The 231-nt window shown below is 72.7% G+C and carries 1 pseudogene; it reads left to right on the top strand.

Annotated elements, in window-relative coordinates:
• Positions 1 to 20: 20 nt before the first annotated feature.
• Positions 21 to 231, top strand: a pseudogene (locus FJ658_RS15315) (serine/threonine-protein phosphatase); the annotation flags it as partial.

Below are 231 nucleotides of genomic sequence, written 5' to 3'. Positions count from 1 at the left end.
GCGACGACGTCGACGAGGCGGTGGTCCGCGAGGCTCTCGGGCTCGCCGCGGGCGACATCGACACGCTCGCGGCCGACCTGCCGCTCGGCGCGGGGACCACGGTGACAGGCGCGGTGCTCGACCTGGCGGGCGCCGAACCGGGATTCGTGGTCTTCAACGTCGGCGACAGCCGCGTCTACGGCTTCCTGCGCAACGAGCTCGTGCAGGTGACCCACGACCACTCGGTCGTCC

This window comes from Schumannella sp. 10F1B-5-1, from assembly GCF_006517535.1.
In the GTDB taxonomy this organism is placed as follows: Bacteria; Actinomycetota; Actinomycetes; order Actinomycetales; family Microbacteriaceae; genus Schumannella.
Note: the sequence above shows the minus strand (reverse complement) of the source record. Positions and strands in the feature narration are given on the sequence as shown.